The organism is Arthrobacter sp. GCM10027362, assembly GCF_042679445.1.
Lineage (GTDB): Bacteria > Actinomycetota > Actinomycetes > Actinomycetales > Micrococcaceae > Crystallibacter.
Genome location: NZ_JBHTML010000076.1, coordinates 1 through 17,759, shown reverse-complemented (window position 1 = coordinate 17,759; position 17,759 = coordinate 1). Strand labels below are relative to the sequence as shown.

Annotated in this window: 20 protein-coding genes and 1 pseudogene; 8 read left to right on the top strand and 13 right to left on the bottom strand. The window is 69.3% G+C overall.

Annotation, left to right across the window (positions count from 1 at the left end):
- Positions 1 to 79: 79 nt before the first annotated feature.
- The 5 genes from ACFQ36_RS12310 to ACFQ36_RS12290 are packed head-to-tail and all read left to right on the top strand — an operon-like array spanning position 80 to position 2,872.
- Positions 80 to 343 (top strand): hypothetical protein, encoded by a 264-nt coding sequence (locus ACFQ36_RS12310; RefSeq protein WP_377014025.1) that lies wholly within the window; start codon positions 80 to 82, stop codon positions 341 to 343.
- A 34-nt stretch (positions 344 to 377) separates the two neighbouring features.
- Entirely contained in the window at positions 378 to 860 is a 483-nt protein-coding gene (locus ACFQ36_RS12305) for an acyl-CoA thioesterase (protein ID WP_377014023.1), read from the top strand.
- 36 nt (positions 861 to 896) lie between these two features.
- Entirely contained in the window at positions 897 to 1,358 is a 462-nt protein-coding gene (locus tag ACFQ36_RS12300; RefSeq protein ID WP_377014021.1) for a MaoC family dehydratase N-terminal domain-containing protein, read from the top strand.
- The gene (locus ACFQ36_RS12295; RefSeq protein WP_377014019.1) at positions 1,355 to 1,783 is read left to right on the top strand and encodes a MaoC family dehydratase; all 429 of its coding nucleotides are present in this window, start codon (positions 1,355 to 1,357) and stop codon (positions 1,781 to 1,783) included. The genes ACFQ36_RS12300 and ACFQ36_RS12295 overlap by 4 nt, the downstream gene beginning before the upstream one ends.
- 6 nt (positions 1,784 to 1,789) lie before the next feature.
- On the top strand, positions 1,790 to 2,872 hold the full coding sequence (locus tag ACFQ36_RS12290) for a UDP-N-acetylmuramate dehydrogenase (RefSeq protein WP_377014017.1): 1,083 nt from the start codon (positions 1,790 to 1,792) through the stop codon (positions 2,870 to 2,872).
- A 229-nt stretch (positions 2,873 to 3,101) separates the two neighbouring features.
- Here the strand turns inward: ACFQ36_RS12290 and ACFQ36_RS12285 are convergent, their stop codons facing one another.
- The 8 genes from ACFQ36_RS12285 to ACFQ36_RS12250 all read right to left on the bottom strand — a co-directional run bounded on the left by ACFQ36_RS12285 (position 3,102) and on the right by ACFQ36_RS12250 (position 11,689).
- Positions 3,102 to 3,677, bottom strand: a complete 576-nt coding sequence (locus tag ACFQ36_RS12285; protein ID WP_377014015.1) for a hypothetical protein — start codon at positions 3,675 to 3,677, stop codon at positions 3,102 to 3,104.
- A gap of 191 nt (positions 3,678 to 3,868) precedes the next feature.
- Positions 3,869 to 5,017, bottom strand: coding sequence for an aspartate-semialdehyde dehydrogenase (gene asd / locus ACFQ36_RS12280; protein WP_377014013.1), 1,149 nt, complete (start codon positions 5,015 to 5,017; stop codon positions 3,869 to 3,871).
- Between the two features lie 55 nt (positions 5,018 to 5,072).
- Positions 5,073 to 5,645, bottom strand: coding sequence for a dihydrofolate reductase (locus tag ACFQ36_RS12275; RefSeq protein ID WP_377014011.1), 573 nt, complete (start codon positions 5,643 to 5,645; stop codon positions 5,073 to 5,075).
- Positions 5,642 to 6,463 (bottom strand): thymidylate synthase, encoded by an 822-nt coding sequence (locus ACFQ36_RS12270; protein WP_377014009.1) that lies wholly within the window; start codon positions 6,461 to 6,463, stop codon positions 5,642 to 5,644. Before ACFQ36_RS12270 ends, ACFQ36_RS12275 begins: the two co-directional genes overlap by 4 nt.
- A gap of 84 nt (positions 6,464 to 6,547) precedes the next feature.
- Entirely contained in the window at positions 6,548 to 7,495 is a 948-nt protein-coding gene (locus ACFQ36_RS12265; protein ID WP_377014007.1) for an NUDIX domain-containing protein, read from the bottom strand.
- Between the two features lie 37 nt (positions 7,496 to 7,532).
- Positions 7,533 to 9,755 carry an RNA degradosome polyphosphate kinase gene (locus ACFQ36_RS12260; RefSeq protein ID WP_377014005.1) on the bottom strand — a complete coding sequence of 741 codons (2,223 nt, stop codon included), beginning with the start codon at positions 9,753 to 9,755 and terminating at the stop codon, positions 7,533 to 7,535.
- Between the two features lie 67 nt (positions 9,756 to 9,822).
- Complete coding sequence (mshD, locus tag ACFQ36_RS12255) at positions 9,823 to 10,803, bottom strand: mycothiol synthase (protein WP_377014003.1); 981 nt, start codon at positions 10,801 to 10,803, stop codon at positions 9,823 to 9,825.
- 175 nt (positions 10,804 to 10,978) lie between these two features.
- Positions 10,979 to 11,689, bottom strand: a complete 711-nt coding sequence (locus ACFQ36_RS12250; RefSeq protein ID WP_377014001.1) for a winged-helix domain-containing protein — start codon at positions 11,687 to 11,689, stop codon at positions 10,979 to 10,981.
- Positions 11,690 to 11,847: 158 nt separating this feature from the next.
- Here ACFQ36_RS12250 and ACFQ36_RS12245 point away from each other — a divergent pair, with 158 nt between their 5' ends.
- The 3 genes from ACFQ36_RS12245 to ACFQ36_RS12235 all read left to right on the top strand — a co-directional run bounded on the left by ACFQ36_RS12245 (position 11,848) and on the right by ACFQ36_RS12235 (position 14,527).
- The gene (locus ACFQ36_RS12245) at positions 11,848 to 12,591 is read left to right on the top strand and encodes a hypothetical protein (protein WP_377013999.1); all 744 of its coding nucleotides are present in this window, start codon (positions 11,848 to 11,850) and stop codon (positions 12,589 to 12,591) included.
- A gap of 252 nt (positions 12,592 to 12,843) precedes the next feature.
- Positions 12,844 to 13,443 (top strand): FABP family protein, encoded by a 600-nt coding sequence (locus ACFQ36_RS12240; protein ID WP_377013998.1) that lies wholly within the window; start codon positions 12,844 to 12,846, stop codon positions 13,441 to 13,443.
- 1 nt (position 13,444) lies between these two features.
- On the top strand, positions 13,445 to 14,527 hold the full coding sequence (locus tag ACFQ36_RS12235) for a YgfZ/GcvT domain-containing protein (RefSeq protein ID WP_377013996.1): 1,083 nt from the start codon (positions 13,445 to 13,447) through the stop codon (positions 14,525 to 14,527).
- A 101-nt stretch (positions 14,528 to 14,628) separates the two neighbouring features.
- On the opposite strand, the gene ACFQ36_RS12230 is transcribed toward ACFQ36_RS12235, so the two are convergent.
- The 5 genes and pseudogenes from ACFQ36_RS12230 to ACFQ36_RS12210 form a co-directional block, all read right to left on the bottom strand.
- Positions 14,629 to 15,333, bottom strand: coding sequence for a GNAT family N-acetyltransferase (locus tag ACFQ36_RS12230; protein WP_377013994.1), 705 nt, complete (start codon positions 15,331 to 15,333; stop codon positions 14,629 to 14,631).
- 25 nt (positions 15,334 to 15,358) lie between these two features.
- Positions 15,359 to 16,387, bottom strand: coding sequence for a 6-phosphofructokinase (locus tag ACFQ36_RS12225; RefSeq protein WP_377013992.1), 1,029 nt, complete (start codon positions 16,385 to 16,387; stop codon positions 15,359 to 15,361).
- 91 nt (positions 16,388 to 16,478) lie between these two features.
- Positions 16,479 to 16,736: a PspC domain-containing protein gene (locus tag ACFQ36_RS12220; protein ID WP_377013990.1), complete on the bottom strand. Its 258-nt coding sequence runs from the start codon at positions 16,734 to 16,736 to the stop codon at positions 16,479 to 16,481.
- Between the two features lie 13 nt (positions 16,737 to 16,749).
- Positions 16,750 to 17,043, bottom strand: a complete 294-nt coding sequence (locus tag ACFQ36_RS12215) for a hypothetical protein (protein ID WP_377013988.1) — start codon at positions 17,041 to 17,043, stop codon at positions 16,750 to 16,752.
- Between the two features lie 10 nt (positions 17,044 to 17,053).
- Positions 17,054 to 17,759: pseudogene (locus ACFQ36_RS12210) on the bottom strand (hypothetical protein); the annotation flags it as partial.

Sequence of the window (17,759 nt, the reverse complement as noted above, 5' to 3'; positions counted from 1 at the left end):
GACCCCGGCGCGGGCCCCGCGCCGTCGTCTGCCGCCCCGCGGCGTACGGCAGGGTCCGGCGAACCGATAGGCTTGAACCATGACTCCCTGGGACCTTGGCTCGCCGCTGTACCGCAAGCTGGTCATCTCGGCGATGGTGCTGATCGGCGCCGGCATCCTGCTTTCGGTCATCGCCGCCGCAGCACGGGTGCCCGGCCTGAGCTGGTCCGCCCTGGCCGTGATTGCCGCGGGCCTGCTCACGCACCTGGCGGGCCTCGTGGTCCGGGCCCGGGACGCCCGTGCCCGCCAGGCGGCCGCCCAAGGCGCCCCAGGCGGGCGTCTGCCGCGGAAGCAGGGCAAGTAGCCGCCGGTTGAGCCGGAGGGGCCTGGAAGGACCGATGAGCGAGATTCTGGAAGAGACCGGCAGGGTCCTCACCTGCAAGGTGGGCATGCGCTGGGGCGACATGGACGCCTACGGGCACGTGAACAATGTGGAGATCCTGCGCATCCTCGAGGAAGCGCGCATCCACGCCTTCGGTCCTCCAGGCGGGACCGGTGGCCCGGGCCAGGAACCGCAGGTGCCGCTGTTCTCCGCGCTGCCGGCCGGCACCCAGGCCCTCGTCGTCGAACACCGTGTGCGGTACCTCGCGCCGCTGACCTACCGCAACATCCCCCTGGACATCGATGTCTGGGTCAGTTCCCTGAAGGCGGCCAGCGTCACCATCGCGTACATTGTGCACGACCCGGTCACCGGCGAGGCCTGTGCCAAGGCCGAGACCACCATCGCCTTCGTCGCCGCGGACACCGGGCGGCTGCTGCGCATCCACGGCGAACAGAAGGCGCTGATTCGTCCGTTCGTGGGCCGGCCGGTCTTCGCATAGGCTGGAAAGAGTTTTTTGCCCGCATGAAGGAGTTGCATGTCTGAGCACGCACGGGTCAACCCGGACCTGGCCGGCCACGTCTACCCGGCCGGCGAGGTATATTCGGTCGGCCGCGAGAAGATCCGCGAATTCGCCCGCGCCGTCAAGGCCACCCACCCGGCGCACTTCGACGTCGAGGCCGCCCGCGGGCTGGGCTACCGGGACCTCGTGGCCCCGCCGACCTTCGCCATCATCGTCGCCCAGCGCGCGGACGCGCAGCTGGTCCAGGACCCGGCGGCCGGCATCGACTTCTCCCGCGTGGTGCACGCCGAACAGCGCTTCGTCCACCACCGCCCGATCGTGGCCGGGGACGAACTGGTGGCGGAACTGCACGTGGACCAGATCCGCGCCATGGGCGGGGGAGCGATGATCACTACGCGCGCTGAAATCAGCACCGTGGACGGGGAGAAGACCGCCACCACAACCTCGTCGATCCTGGTGAGAGGGGAAGGCCAGTGAGCATCGCACTCGACGCCCTGTCAGTCGGGCAGGAAATCGGCAGCAGGACCATCGAGGTCTCCCGCGCAGACCTGGTCAGGTACGCCGGCGCCTCCGGCGACTTCAACCCGATCCACTGGAACGGCCGTTTTGCCGAGCAGGTGGGCCTGCCCGGCGTCATCGCCCACGGCATGTTCACCATGGGAGCGGCCGTCCAGGTCGTCACGGACTGGATCGGCGACCCGGGTGCCATCGTGGACTATCAGACCCGCTTCACCAAGCCGGTGGTCGTCGAGGACGCGGACGGTCCCGGCGCCGAGATCGAGGTCAGCGGCACCGTCGGTGCCATCGACGAAGCCAACGGCACCATTCGGGTGGACCTGACCGTCACCGCCGCCGGGCAGAAGGTCCTGGTCAAGGCCCAGGCCCTCGTCCGGGCCCGGTAGGCCCCGGTGAGTGCAGCCAGCCTGGCTCCGCTGACCACCGTAGCCGTCGGCGGCCCCGCCCGGTGCTACGTCGAGGCCAAGTCCGAAGCCGGGATCATCGATGCCGTCCGCAGCGCGGACGACGCGGGCGAGCCGTTGCTGATCATCGGTGGCGGCTCCAACCTGGTTATCGCCGACGACGGGTGGCCCGGCACCGTCCTGCGCATCGCCGGCACCGGCTACTCGGTGGACGACGGCGGATCCGGGACCGTCCGGCTCCGCGCCGAGGCCGGCCAGCCGTGGGATGAACTGGTGGACCTGGCCGTCCGGCACGGCTGGTCCGGACTGGAAGCGCTCTCCGGCATCCCCGGACTCACCGGCGCCACCCCGGTCCAGAACGTCGGCGCCTACGGTTCCGACGTCTCGCACACCATCGCTTCCGTGCGCACCTGGGACCGCGAAGGCCAGGCGGTCAAGACCTTCGCCAACGCCGAGCTGGACTTCGGCTACCGGGACTCCGTGCTCAAGCGCAGCACGGTCAACGGATCCCCGCGCTACGTGGTGCTCTCGGTCGAATTCCGCCTGGAGCAGGACCGGCTGAGCGCCCCCGTGCGCTATGCCGAACTGGCCCGTTCGCTCGGCGTCGAGGCCGGACAGCGGGCCGGCGCCGCCGAGGTCCGCCGCGAGGTCCTCCGGCTGCGCGCTTCCAAGGGCATGGTGCTGGATGCGGCCGACCGGGACACCTTCAGCACCGGCTCCTTCTTCACCAATCCCATCGTGGACCCGGCGGTGGCGGACACGCTCCCGGAGAACGCGCCGCGCTGGCCCGCGGGCGGACAGGTCAAGCTCAGCGCCGCCTGGCTGATCGACCACGCCGGCTTCGGCAAGGGTTTCGGGCTCGCCGGGACGGCCAACGGCCGCCTCGACGGCTTCGCCGTCGCCCGCGGGCGGGCGTCGCTGTCCACCAAGCACACGCTGGCCATCAGCAACCGGGGCAACGCCACGGCGGCGGATATCCTGGCCATCGCCCGGACCGTGCGCGACGGCGTCGAGGACGCGTTCGGGATCCGGCTGCAGCCGGAGCCGCTGCTGATCAACTGCAGCCTTTGACTTCCTCTCCTCGTGGACGAGGCGGATGCCTACGCAGCTTCGCCGGGGTTGGCGTGAGCTGTTCGGCGGGTTCCCGTTTCGCAGGAGTCTGTTCCGGCAAGCCGGAGGCTGGCGTCCCTTCCGCGGATATGCAGGGGCTTGGGCCCATCCTGCAGCGTGAACGGATTTGGCCAGCCGGGGGCGGGCCGGTCCCTTCACGTTGAGCCCGTCGACGGCGACCGTTTGGTTTTCACGAATGAGCCGGAGGGCAAATTTGTGGTGGTCGCCGAGCGGGGCGTCCCGGGCCCTGCGGTGGAGCTTTGCGACGCGAAGCCTGGGACTTCACCCGGTTGGCGGAGCCTTTGTGCCTCCGGGGCAGTGCTCTTCTCAACGGGTTCATTGCCAAGACCGGTCTGGACTTCACACCGCTTGCCCACATGCTTGAAACGCTCAAGCCGGTGTCCTCCACCGCGTTTCGCTGCTGCTGCCTGGCGTCCAGAGCGGCCCGAAACCGCACCAGGTCCTGCCGCTGGCGGCGGAAGTCCACCAGACCGCGGCAGATCAGCCAGTATACGAGCCGGCTGCTCTGGCTGACCTGGACACGGCAGTCGACTCCGTGGGGCATGAACCAGCTTCCGCCCAGGAACTCCGGCAGCGCCGCCAGCAGGGCGCCGGCGTGCATCAGCCGGCAGGACGCCCCGGCCGGCCGGAACTGCCGCTCGAAGGCCAGCCAGCGGGCGTCCTCGGCGCCGACATGGTCCTGGCCGCTGGTCTCCAGGAACAGTCTCAGGTGCGCGTTGATCCGCAGGTACCGGTCAATGGTCACCGGCTGCTTGCCGCGGCAGCAGTGCTCCAGGAAGCGAGCCAGGACGTCGTTGATGGCCGGTTCCGCCGCCGGCCCGCAGGCTTCCGGCCCCGGATCTGTGGACGTCTCCGCCGGGCGGTGCGGCTGTGGAGCGGAAACGACGGCGGGCCGTGCCCACCTGCGTGGACACGGCCCGCCATGAGGGCAAGCTGTTACAGGTTGCCGGTGGCGATGCGCAGCATGCGGCGTAGCGGTTCGGCGGCGCCCCAGAGCAGCTGGTCGCCGATGGTGAAGGCGCTGATGTACTCCGGCCCCATTTCCAGCTTGCGGATGCGGCCGACCGGAATCTGCAGGGTGCCGCTGACGGCCACCGGGGTCAGCTGCTCCAAAGTGGCTTCCTTGGTGTTCGGCACCACCGTGGCCCATTCGTTGTCCGCGTCGATGAGCCGCTCGATCTCGGCCAGGGACAGGTCCTCGGTGAGCTTGAGCGTCAGGGCCTGGGAATGCGAGCGCATGGCGCCGATGCGCACGCACAGCCCGTCAAACGGAATGCGCGTGCCGGCGTCCCCGCCCAGGCCCAGGATCTTGTTGGTTTCGGCGCCGGCCTTCCACTCTTCCTTGGACTGCCCGTTGCCCAGGTCCTTGTCAATCCACGGAATCACGGAGCCGGCCAGCGGCACGCCGAACTGGGTGGCATCCAGTTCCGGGCTGCGCTGTGCGGCGAGAACCTTGCGGTCGATCTCCAGGATGGCCGAGGAGGGGTTGGCCAGCTGCTCCGCCACGGCGCCGTTGAGGGCGCCGAACTGGTTCAGCAGCTCGCGCATGTGCCGGGCGCCGCCGCCGGAGGCCGCCTGGTAGGTCATGGAGGTGCCCCATTCGATCAGGCCGTTCTTGAACAGCCCGCCAAGGCCCATGAGCATGCAGGAAACGGTGCAGTTGCCGCCGATGAAGTTCCTGATCCCGCGGTCCAGCCCCGCGTCGATGACATCCCGGTTGACCGGATCCAGCACGATGATCGCGTCGTCGGCCATCCGCAGCGTGGAGGCGGCGTCGATCCACAGCCCGTCCCAGCCGGCGTCGCGCAGCTTCGGGTACACCTCGGAGGTGTAGTCCCCGCCCTGGGCGGTAACGATGATGGGCAGTTTGGCGAGGGTGTCGATGTCGTAGGCGTCTTCGAGCCTGCCCGCGCCTTCGGCGAAGGCGGGAGCGGCTCCTCCGGCATTGGAGGTGGAGAAGAACACGGGGTTGATCAGGTCAAAGTCGCCTTCGTCCTGCATGCGCTGCATGAGGACGGAGCCGACCATGCCGCGCCAACCGACCAGGCCCACGGAAGGGGCGGAATTCCGGGCAGATTCAGTCATGCGCTCCATTTTACGCGAGTGGATGGGCCTGCCCATCCCGCAACTGGGGGAGTGGCTATGAAGCGGCCGAATCCTGCGCCCGGACCCAGCGGGCCATCCGGTAGCGGGTACCGTTGGCGCCGGTGTCCCAGCCCGTGCCGGGGGACACGCCGTCGAGCACCCAGCCCGGTCCCAGCGGCGGGGCGAAGGCGTCGCCGTCGGATTCCATGTCGATCACGGTCACCAGCGCGATCGTGGCCTGTTCCGTGGCCAGTCGGAAGATCTCGCCGCCGCCGATGATCCACAGTTCCTCCGCGCCCGGGCAGCGGCGGGCCTCGGCCAGGGCCTGCGGCAGGGATTCGACGACGACGGCGCCGGCGGCTTCCAGCCCGGCGCGCCGCTGCGGGCTGCGGCTAATGACGATGTTCGTCCGGCCGGGCAGCGGACGGTACTTGTCCGGGAAGGATTCCCAGGTGCGCCGCCCCATGATGACCGGATGTCCGGCGGTCGTGCGCTTGAAATGGGCCAGGTCCTCGGGCAGGTGCCACGGCATGCCGCCGTCCTTGCCAATGACGCCGTTGGTCGTCTGGGCCCAGATCAGACCGACCTGCGGCGTGTCCCGGGTAGCGGCGGTTCCGAAGGTGTTCATACGGCGATCGGCGCCTTGATCGTGGCGTGGTGGCGGTAGTTAAGAAGTTCGAAGTCCTCAAACCGGTAGTCGAAAATGCTCTCCGGCTTGCGCACGATGCACAGTTGCGGGTACGGGAAGGGTTCGCGGCCGAGCTGTTCGGTGACCTGCCGGAGGTGGTCTTCGTAGATGTGGACGTCGCCTCCGGTCCAGATGAACTCGCCGGGTTCAAGCCCCACCTGCTGGGCGACCATCAGGGTCAGCAGGGCGTAGGAGGCGATGTTGAACGGCACGCCCAGGAACATGTCCGCGCTGCGCTGGTAGAGCTGGCAGGAGAGCCGGCCGGGCCCGTCCTGTTCCGGCTGGACGTAGAACTGGAAGAAGGCATGGCACGGCGGCAGGGCCATCTTGGAAATCTCCGCGACATTCCAGGCGGAGACAATGTGCCGGCGGGAATCCGGATTGGTCTTCAGGCCCTCGATCAGCTGGGCGATCTGGTCGATGTGCCCGCCGTTGGGGGTGGGCCAGGAGCGCCACTGTACGCCGTAGACCGGACCGAGCTCGCCGTCCTCGTCGGCCCATTCGTTCCAGATCTTCACCCCGTGCTCCTGCAGCCACTTCACGTTGGAGTCCCCGCGCAGGAACCACAGCAGTTCCAGGACGACGGACTTGAAATGGACCCGCTTGGTGGTGATCAGCGGGAAGGACCCGGCGAGGTCGAAGCGGATCTGGCGGCCGAAGACGCTGCGGGTGCCGGTGCCGGTACGGTCGGTCTTGGGCGTGCCGGCGGCCAGGACCTCGCGCAGCAGGTCCTCATACGGGGTGGGGATCGCATTCACGGAATCCAGCTTAGCCGCCAAGGGAACCGTCGCGAGCGTGCGAGCGATGGGAGGCGGCTAAGCATTAGTGGGAGCGCCCCAACCTTAGTCATCGTAGGCGTCGAACTGCTCCACCGAGACGATGCGCCCGCGGTGCCTGACGCTGACCTGGCAGACAAGGACCGCGCCGGGACGCAGGTACGGGTCCGCGCTGGGCAGCTTGCCGGCCAGTTCCGGGGACATCCGCTTCTCCAGCACCTTGATCACCTGCGGCAGTACCGGCCGGTGGGTGCAGACAGCGGTGGACTTGTTCTTGTCCAGCAACGCCTCGATGGCCGCGCGCGCTTTCTTCGGCTTGCGCTCTGCGGCATGTTCGGTCAGCTGGGGCACGCTGCGGATTTTCAGCTGCTGCGCGGAGGCATACGGGGCGACGGTCTGCACGCACCGCACCCAGGGGCTGGTGGCAATCCGCTTCGGCCGCCAGGCGGTGAGCATCCGGCACACCGCCATCGCCTGGCGCCGGCCGGTGGCGGCCAGCGGGCGTTCGCCTTCGGCCTTGCTCCAGTTCGAGCGCGGCTTGGCCTTGGCGTGGCGGACGACGATGAAGGGATAGGTTTCGAGGTCGCCGCGGCTGTGCGCCGTAATCAGTTCCTCCAGCGGTTCCCGGTCCGAGGGGTTGGTCAGCAGGGGCAGGGCCTCGTCTACCGAGCACCACATGATTTTGTCCACCTCGGATCCGTCCGGGACGGGCTCGGTATCCTGCAGCCGGGCGGCCCAGTAGAAGACCTCTTTAATGCCGGAGGGCACCCGGTAGTGCACGGTGGGGAGCGGGATGCCCAGCTGCAGGTCCACCTGGATCTCCTCCCGGACCTCGCGCACGGCACATTCGGGTGTCGTTTCGCCGGCGTTCAGCTTGCCTTTGGGCCAGGACCAGTCCTTGTACTTCGGGCGGTGGATCAGCAGGACCTGCAGTTTGCCGTCGCGGATGCGCCAGCACAGCGCACCCGCGGCGGTGACCGTGACCGGGCCGGCGGGCGGCCCGGGGGCGGGCATGCCGGCCCTTTCCTCCAAGGGGCGTTCCATATCCTGCCTAGCGGCGCAGGGCGGCGCGCTGGCGCGACCGCGAGGCCAGCAGCCAGGACTGCACGTCGCTGAGCGGGTTGCCTTCTTCGTCCTTGTGGTGCCGGGTCCAGACGCCCCGGCTGTCCAGGTGCCAGCTGGAGGTGCCCGGGTCCAGGTAGCGGTCCATCAGGGCAATGAGCTCGGCGATGTCGTCGCGGTTGCTCAGCTGCACCAGTGCCTCGACGCGGCGGTCCAGGTTGCGGTGCATCATGTCCGCCGAGCCGATGAAGACCACCGGATCCCCGGCGTTGGCGAAGGCGAAGACCCGCGAATGCTCCAGGAAGCGGCCCAGGATGGAACGCACCCGGATGTTCTCGCTCAGGCCCGGCACCCCGGGGCGGACGGCGCAGATGCCGCGGACGATGACATCGACCTGCACCCCTGCCTGCGAGGCGCGGTAGAGCGAGTCGATGATGGCCTCGTCCACCATGGAGTTGACCTTGATGATCACCCGGGCGTCCAGGCCTGCCCGGCGGTTGGCGATTTCCTTTTCGATCCGGTCGATCAGGCCCGAGCGCACCGAGCGCGGGGCCACCAGCAGGCGCTTGAAGGTGGACTTGGGCGCATAGCCGGAGAGCTGGTTGAACAGCTTGGAGAGGTCTTCGCCCACCTGGTCGTCGGCGGTGAGCAGGCCCAGGTCCTCGTAGTAGCGGGCGGTCCGGGGGTGGTAGTTGCCGGTGCCGATGTGGCTGTAGCGGCGCAGGCCGTCGCCTTCCTGGCGCACCACCAGGGAGAGCTTGCAATGGGTCTTCAGTCCCACGATCCCGTACACCACGTGCACGCCCGCCTGCTCCAGCTTCCGGGCCCAGTCGATGTTGGCCTGTTCATCGAAGCGGGCCTTGATCTCCACCAGCGCGAGCACCTGCTTGCCGGCCTCGGCTGCATCGATGAGCGCGTCCACAATGGGGGAGTCCCCCGAGGTCCGGTACAGGGTCTGCTTGATGGCCTGGACCTTGGGGTCGGCGGCGGCCTGCTCCAAAAAGGCCTGGACCGAGGTGGAAAAGGAGTCGTACGGGTGGTGCAGCAGGATGTCCCGGCGGCGCATGGCGGCGAAGACATTGGCCGCCTTGGAAGTTTCGCTCTCGTTCAGGTAGCGGCTGGTGTAGGCCACGTACCGGGGGTAGTGCAGGTCCGGACGGTCGATGCCGGAAATGACGTTGAGCCCGCGCAGGTCCAGCGGGGCAGGCAGGGCATAGACCTCGGAGTCCTCCACCCCGAGTTCGCGCACCAGGAGGTTGCGCACGCTCGGGTTGATATCGGTGGTCACCTCCAGGCGCACCGGCGGGCCGAAGCGGCGGCGCAGCAGTTCCTTCTCCAGCGCCTGCAGCAGGTTCTCGGCGTCGTCCTCCTCGACTTCCAGGTCCTCATTGCGGGTGACCCGGAAGCTGTGGTGCTCCAGCACCTCCATGCCCTGGAACAACAGGTCCAGGTGGACGGCAATGACTTCCTCCAGCGGGATGAACCGCGCGGTGCGTCCGGGCACCGAGCCGGCGCGGGGGCCGTCGACGGAGATCAGCCGCGGCAGCTGGTCCGGCACCTTCAGGCGGGCGAAGAGCTCCTTCTCGCTGACCGGGTTGCGCACGATGACGGCAAGGTTCAGGGACAGGCCCGAGATATAGGGGAACGGGTGGGCAGGATCCACTGCCAGCGGGGTCAGGATCGGGAAGACCTTTTCCTTGAACATCTCCGTCAGGCGCTGCTGCGCCGCGTCGTCGAGTTCGTCCCAGCGCATGATGTGGATGTGTTCGTACGCCAGTTCCGGGCGGATCTGCTCGGCGAACACCCGTGCGTGCCGTTCCTGCAGCCGGTGCGCCTGTTCCTTGATCTGCTCCAGCTGCTCGATCGGGTTGAGTCCGGCGGCGGAGGGCACCGCCAGGCCGGTGGCGATCCGCCGCTTCAGCCCGGCCACGCGCACCATGAAGAACTCGTCCAGGTTCGAGGCGAAGATGGACAGGAAGTTCACCCGCTCCAGCAGGAACAGGTCCGGATCCTCGGCCAGTTCGAGCACCCGGGCATTGAAGTCCAGCCAGCTGGTTTCCCGGTCCAGGAAGCGGTCGAGGCTGAAGTCACCGTCCGGGACCTGCGACGGGGCGAACTCGGGGATGTCGATGCGGTCCTGGGTGGCACGGGCCGGGGCAACCTCCGTGGAACCGAACCTCGCGGAAACCGGAGGTGCGGATTCGGGAACCATGGTGAGTCTCCTAAATGCTTGGGGCAGGCAGCGGCGTCGGACGGCCGCCTATCTACCAGATTAGTGATCAGCGCGGCTGCGGGCCCGCCGGCGGGGCAGGCGCGTACATGACGTCGGTGTCCCAGCGGGTGAAGCCGAGCTTGCGGTACAGGGCCACGGCCGGCTCGTTGTCCGCGTCCACGTACAGCATGATGGCGCTCTGCCCGGCCGCCTGCAGGTACCTGATGCCGGCCACCGTCAGGGCCTTGCCCAGTCCCAGGCCCTGCGCCTGCGGTGTCACGCCGACGACGTACACCTCGCCGATGGAGGGGTGGGTCCCGGTGCGCGGGTGGATTTTGGTCCAGTGGAAGCCGAGCAGTTCGCCGTCGTCCTCGCGCACTGCGAGCAGGAAACCGGCCGGGTCGAACCACGGTTCCGCCATCCGGGCCTGCAGGTCCGCCAGGGTCATCGCCCCCTGTTCGGGATGGTGCGCGAAGGCCGCGGCGTTGGCCCTGAGCCAGGCCTGCTCGTCCTGTCCCGGGACGAAGCTGCGCAACTGCACGCCCTCGGGCAGCGCGGCCTCGGCCAGCCGGGGCACGTGCGCCAGGCGCATCCGCCACAGCTCGCGCACGGGGGCGAAGCCGAACCGGGCCGCGAGCCGGGCGGCGGCTTCGTGGCCGCCGTGCGACCAGGCCCGCAGTTCCGGCAGTTCGGTGTGCCGGCGGAGTTCCTGGACCAGCCCGGTACCCACGCCCTGGTTCCGGTAGGCCGGATGGACCACCAGTTCGAGCACGCCCTCGCCGCCGCGCGGCAGCAGGACGACGGCGGCGCCGGCCAGCGAGGTGGCCGTGGCCGGGTCCGAATGCTCCTCGGCGGCGTAGCTGGCCAGTACCAGCAGGTTGTCCTCCGCGGTGGCGCGCAGCGTCACCCAGGTCTGCTCGGACAGCGGCGGATTGCCGTCGGATTCTTCGGCCGCATCGGCCAGGGCCCGGAGATCGGCCAGGACTTCCGGATCGGGCGAGCCCTTAATTGTCATCACCGGCCAGACCGGCGCCGTCTGTTCGCTCATGGACCTAGCCTAGCCTCCGAGGGCCCCGCCGCGAGCATGCGAGCGGCGGGAGGCGGCTAGGCGCTAGCGTTCGCCGCCTGCCCATGCTTCGCAAGCTCAGCACGGGACCCGGACGGCTCTCTGGCCGAGGGCCCCGCCGCGAGCATGCGGGCGGCGGGGCGGGAGCACCCGTTCCCTAGCTGTTCTGGGGGATGTCCGCCGGGTCGTCGTCCTGGGCCCGGACCAGGGTAAAGCGGTAGCCGACGTTGCGCACGGTGCCGATCAGGCCCTCGTGGTCCGGGCCGAGCTTGGCGCGCAGCCGCCTGACGTGCACGTCCACCGTCCGGGTGCCGCCGTAGTAGTCGTAGCCCCAGACCTCGTGCAGCAGCTGGTCCCGGGTGAACACCCGGCCCGGATGCTGGGCCAGGTATTTGAGCAGTTCGAATTCCTTGTAGGTCAGGTTCAGCGGTTCCCCGCCCACCCGGGCGGTGTAGCTGGCTTCGTCGATGACGACGCCGGAGGCGTGGATTTCGGTGCCGGCTTCCTGCTCGGCGTTGTTGGCGTGCGCGATGATCAGGCGCAGCCGCGCCTCCACCTCGGCCGGGCCCGCGGTATCGAGCACGACATCGTCGGCCAGCCAGTTCGCGGAGACCGCCGCCATGCCGCCCTCGGTGAGGATGAGCATCAGCGGCGCACCCAGGCCGGTGGCCTTGAGCAGCTGCGTCAGCGAGCGTGCCCCGACCAGATCCTTGCGCGCGTCCACCATAACGACGTCGGAGGGGTCGGTTTCGAGCAGCGCGGTGGGCTCGGCGGGGAGGATGTGGACCTTGTGGTTGAGCAGTTCGAGCGCAGGGAGGACATCCACGGACGAGCCGGGACTGTTGGTCAGGAGCAGAATGTGCGGCATATTTCCTCCAAAGGTTAGATGGCGCACATCGTTGGGCGACCCGCCACAGACCGCTGTGGACGCCGGCCATGCCTGACGGATGCGGACAATTATATATGCGCGGGTGCCGCCGGTGCCGTGTCCTCGCGCTCACCGGGGGAATGAGGCAGGATGGCTAAGTGAGGATCTGGATAACGGCGGCGGCTTCGGCCGCCGTTTTGTGTGCGGTGGCCGGTGCCTCCTACCTGCCGCTGGCAGCGGTCGTAACTATTGTCTGCGCGGCTTCCGTGGCTGCCGGTATCGGCTGGCCGCTGCTGCTGGCGGTACCCGCCCGGAAGACCCTGGCCGCGGTGATTTCGCTGGCCGGCGTTGCCGCCGCCCTGCTGGCCGCGGCCGCCCCGGAGACCATGGCGATGCAGTGGACGGTGGTGGTCGTGGCGCTGGCCGTGATGGTGGTCTTCGTGATCCAGCTCCTGCGCGGTACCGGACAGCCGCACCGTCTCGAGTCGACATTCGGTGCGAGCACCGGCGCCGCCCTGGCCGCCTTGGGCGCCGGCTGGGTGGCCAGCGAACGGCTTGGCGTCAATGCCTCCGATTCCTCGCTCACGCTGGTGACCGCCGTCAGCATGCTCTTCGCGGTGGCCGCCTGCGTCCTGCCCTGGCCGGACCGCCTCGTCGCCCCCCTGGGAGTGGTGCTGGCAGCGCTGGCCGGCGGAGTGGGCGCGGCACTGTTTTCCGCCGTGCCGCTGTGGCCTGCGGTGCTGGTCGGCGCCGTCATGGGCACCGTCGTCGTTTGCTTCCGCCGGTTGACGCTGGCCGGCGGCACGCCCGACCAGGTGCCGGCGCTGGTCTCGGCCGGCCTGATGCCGGTGCTGGCCGCGGGGTCGCTGGTCTACCCGCTCGAACGCCTGCTCATCCACTGACGGCAAGCGGCATCCGGCGGCCGCAGGCGCCGGATGTGACCCTGCCCATAAACCCGTCCGGACCGCCCTCATGCGGCCGCACGGGCATCGGAGGGCCGTTACTATGGTCGTATGTCGCATCTAGCACTCGAGATTTTCTTCATCAGCCTGCTCGTGGTTGCCGGCCTGTCGATGGCCTGGTTCGCGGGCCTGGTCGTCTGGCGCCTCTTCAAGGGCCAGCGGTAAGCATCCGCCGCAGGCAGGTTTTCGGCTATGGCCATCGAAATCCCTACCGATCTGACACCTGAGCTGGTGCCCCTGTCCTGGCTGCTCGGCACCTGGGAGGGGCAGGGCCGGCTGGGCAGCGGCGACGCGGACTCGGAGCACTTCTTCCAGTCGGCGACGTTCAAGCAGAACGGGCTCCCGTACCTGCAGTACACGGCCGAGAGCTGGCTCACCGACGAACAGGGCACGAAGCTGCGTCCGCTGACCGTGGAATCGGGCTTTTGGGCGCTGGACCGCAAGCTCAACGAGGCCGACGTCGGCCCCGGGCTGGTCCCTGCCGAGATTGTCCCGGCGCTGAAGTCCGCGGACGAGGTGGAGGAGCTGCGCAACGCCAACGGCGGTTTCGACATCACGGCCACGATCGTCCATCCGGGCGGCATTGCCGAGCTCTACTACGGGCAGATCAAGGGGCCGCAGATCCAGCTCGCCACGGACATGGTGATGCGCGGCTCCCAGTCCAAGGAGTACGCCGCCGCCACCCGCATCTTCGGGCTGGTCAACGGGGACCTGTTCTGGCGCTGGGATGTCGCCGCCCAGGGCAACGAACTGGAGGCGCATGCTTCCGCCATCCTCAAGAAGGTCACCTGAGATGACATACAGAAGCCCCCTGCTGGAACGTCCCGGCGCGGTCGAGGCCTCCGGCGCCGATGCCGGGGTGGCCGCCCACTACGGCGACCCGCTGCGTGAGCAGCGGCTGCTGGCCGCGGGCGAGGCAGTGGTCGACCTGTCGCACCGCGGCGTGGTGACGGTCTCCGGGCCGGACCGGCTGGGCTGGCTCAACACCCTCTCGTCCCAGCTGCTGCTTAACCTGCAGCCGGGAGAATCCAGCGAGGCCCTGCTGCTGACCGTCCAAGGCCGCATCGAATACGACATCCGCATCGTCGACGACGGCGAAACCGCCTGGCTGATCGTCGAATCCTTCGAGGCCCCCGGCCTGGCCGAGTGGCTGCTGAAGATGAAGTTCATGTTCCAGGTGGAGATTGCCGACGTTTCGGACCGGTGGGCCGTGCTCGGCAGCGTCCGGGCGCTGCCGGAGCTTTCGGGCGCGACCGTGTGGCAGGACCCGTGGCCCCACGTGGGCGCCGGCGGATTCGCCTACACCGGCATCGAGGAGCCTGCCCACCCGGGCCGGGAGCGGACTTGGTTCGAATACCTGGTGCCGGCCGGTGAATTGGAGGCTGCGGCCGAGGGCCGCGAACTGGCCGGGGTCTGGGCGGCCGAGGCCTTACGGATCGCCGCCTGGCGGCCGCGGTCCGGCGCCGAGACGGATGACAAGACCATCCCGCACGAGCTGGACCTGATCCGCACGGCGGTGCATCTGGCCAAGGGCTGCTACAAGGGCCAGGAAACGATCGCCCGGGTCCACAACCTCGGACATCCGCCGCGCCGGCTGGTCTTTTTGCAGCTCGACGGCGCCCGGCATACACTGCCGGCCGCCGGCAGCGAGGTTCGGCTCGGGGACCGGAAGGTGGGCACGCTGACCTCGGCGGCCTGGCACTACGAAATGGGGCCGGTGGCCCTGGCCGTGGTCAAGCGGTCCGTGGATCCCGCGGCGCCGCTGCTGGTGGTGGACGGCGCCGAGGAGTACGACGCGGCCCAGGAAGTGATCGTCTCGCCGGACGCCGGCCAGGTGGTCGGCCGGCAGGCCGGTTTCCTGCGCGGACCGCGCTGAGGCCTGCAGCGGATGCGGGCCGTCTGGCCGGCCCGCAAGCTCGCCGCCGGCAACGGTCATGCGGAGGCGGGCGTGAACGCTGGCCTGCCCGCCCCACTCCCTTACGGCCGGGCCGGCAGGTACACCGAGGTCTGCGTGCCGGCTTCGACGAAGCCGAGGGAGCGCGCGGTGGCCCGCGAGGCGGTGTTGTCCTCGTGCGCCCGCCACTGCGGAATCAGCCCGGCGCCGAGTGCCTCGTGGCCGGCGATGGCGGCCAACAGGGTGCCGATGCCGCGCCGCCGGTAGGCAGGAGCGGTCAGCACCGAGAGGTGTCCGAGGATGGCCTCCCATTCCTCGTAGCCGGCTCCGGCCACCGGTTCGGTGCCGTGCAGCAGGACAAAGGTCTTGTCCATGTTGCTCAGGCCCACCTCGTTGTTGTCATCCGGCGGGCACAGCGCCTCAAGCCGTGCCGCTTCCTCGGGCGCGGTGGAGATCACGATGTCCTCGGACGGCTGTGCCGTCGGCAGGTCGTCGGCGAAGGACAGGTAGGCCTTGCCCAGCCCATGGCCGCCGCGGGCCCGGCTCAGCTGCAGCAGCGTATGGTACTCGGCCAGCTCGGCGTCCGCATAGGCTGCGGCTCCCTCGACCGCCCATTCGGGGCCCACCAGGGCCGAATGTCCGAACAGCCGGACAAAGGTGAGGACGGCGGCGTCGTCGTCGATCCGGACCAGCCTTCCCCCGGCGGCGGCGAAGGCCTCGTCCCCGAAGCCGAGCAGGCGCGCCCAAGCGAGCAGGACGATGTCCTCGGTGCCCGGATCCAGCTGCATGCAGCAACAGTAACCGACGCCGGGCTCAGCCGAAGAGCACGGCCGCCTCGTCGTAGCGCTCCTGGGGAACCTTCTTGAGGTTGCCCACCGCCTCCTCGAGGCCGACATTGAGGATTTGGGTGCCGCGCAGCGAGACCATGGTGCCCCACAGGCCCTTGGTGGCCGCGTCCACCGAGGCCATGCCCATGCGCGTGGCAAGCACCCGGTCGTAGGCCGAGGGCACGCCGCCGCGCTGAATGTGCCCGAGCGTGGCGGCCCGCGTTTCCAGCCCGGTGAGCTGCTCGATCTGGGGCGCGATCCGTTCGCCAATGCCGCCGAGCCGCGGGCGGCCGAAGACGTCCATGCCGCGCACCGAATGCGGGATGTGCTCCCCGGCCGGGACCCATCCCTCCGCCACGACGACCAGCGGCGCCCGGCCGCGCCGGTGGGCCTCCAGGACCCATTCCACCACCTGGTCCATGGACACCTGCTGCTCCGGGATCAGGATGGCGTGGGCGCCGGAGGCCATGCCGGCGTGCAGGGCAATCCAGCCCACGTTGCGGCCCATGACTTCGGCGATCATGCAGCGGTGGTGGGACTCCCCGGTGGTGCGCAGCCGGTCGATGGCCTCGGTGGCGATCTGCACGGCGGTGTCGAAGCCGAAGGTGTAGTCCGTCGCGTCCAGGTCATTGTCGATTGTCTTGGGCACGCCCACGATCGGCAGCCCGGCCTCGGTGAGTTCACGGGCCCCGGCCAGGCTGCCTTCGCCGCCGATGACGATGACGGCGTCGACGCCCAGCCGCTTCAGCGTTGCACTGATGTTCCGCGGCCCGCCGTTCGGGCCCTCGCAGGGGTTGGTGCGCGAGGTGCCCAGGATGGTGCCGCCCTGCTTGGAAATGCCGCGGACCATCTGGCGGGGCAGGTCGATGACGTCGCCGTCGAGGACACCCCGCCAGCCGTCCCGGAAGCCGACAAACTCATGCCCGTGGATCTTGATGCCCTTCAGCACGGCGCCGCGGATGACCGCGTTCAGGCCGGGGCAGTCGCCGCCACTGGTCATGATGCCGATCTTCATGGAGCCCAACTTTCGTCTTGAATCCAAGGCTTTTCCGGAAGCGCTTCATCGGGCCCCTTCCGATTCTATGCGGCGGCGGGAAGTGCTGTCTTTACCGGATGCCCCGGCCGCTGCCGGCGAGGATCCGCTCCAGGACGATGCTGCCGTCCTGCCAGGGCAGCAGCAGCCAGGCCACCAGGTAGGCCCCGAGGCCGAGCCCGGGGAACAGGAACAGCAGCAGGGTGGCGATCCGCACGATGGCGGGATCCCAGCCGAACCTGGCGGCGATGCCGCCGCAGATGCCGGCGACCCAGCGGTCCGGACCGCGCCGGAGGGGAAGGGAGCGGAGGAAGCTGTACACGGAGTCCATCAGGTCCTGCTTTCTAGTTGTCTGTCCAGGTCTCTGTCGTTTTGCCGCCGCCGTTGCCTTCGCCGCCGGCCTTGCCGCGGAGGACGTTCAGGATGCCCGCGGCCACCAGGGCGAGGCCCGAGCCGATCAGGATGGCGATCAGCACATAGCCGAGGTTGAGGCTGATGCTCCACCAGAGGCCGGCGAGCACCAGCAGCCCCACGGCAATGGCGGTCAGACCCCAGATTATGGTGCCGGCACGTGGGCGGGACAGCTCCGGGGTGTCCTGGAAATCCTGTTCGAAGCCATTCTGGAAATCGTTGCCCATGGCGGTCCTCCTATCCCTGGCCGGCCGGTGCGGCCGGGCCTTCGACGATGTCCACATTGCTTGCGACGCCCCGGATCTGCAGGATGAGCACCGGCTGCGAGCCGTTGTCGTTGAGGGTGAAGGCCGCCGGGCGCCAGAGCCCCGAGGTGCTGCCGCTGTCCCGGGTCGTGGTGTATTCGATGTTTCCGAGCGCCAGTTCGGAGCGGACCTCCACCACCGCACCCCGGGGGATGATGACCTCCACCGAGGCCGCGGCCGCATTGACCGGCACGACGACGGGTCCGCTGCCGGGGCGGACGCCGGCCAGGTCGAGCACGGCCTGGCCGGCGGCCTCGCTGTAGCCTTCGCCGGCAGGATGCCCGCTGGACGCGGTCCAGCTGGTCCTGCTGCCCACGGCGAAGTTGGGCGTCTGCCACTGCATGGCGGCGCTGCCGAGCAGGGCGGCCGCCAGTCCGACGGCGGCCAGGAAGCCGAGCACGCCGGAGCTGCGGCCGCGGGCGCCGGCCACGACGATGCCGATGCCCAGCGTCACCAGCACGACGGCGGCGACAACCGGAACCACCGTGCGGCCCAGGTCCAGCACCCGGGCCGCGTTCAGGGCGAGCACCAGCCCGCCGAGCAGCATGGCGGCACCGAGGGTCACCGCCACTGCCGGACCGGAGGGACCGCGGCGCAGCGGCTTCAGCTGCGGGGCCTTGGTGTAGCCGGCAGGCGGC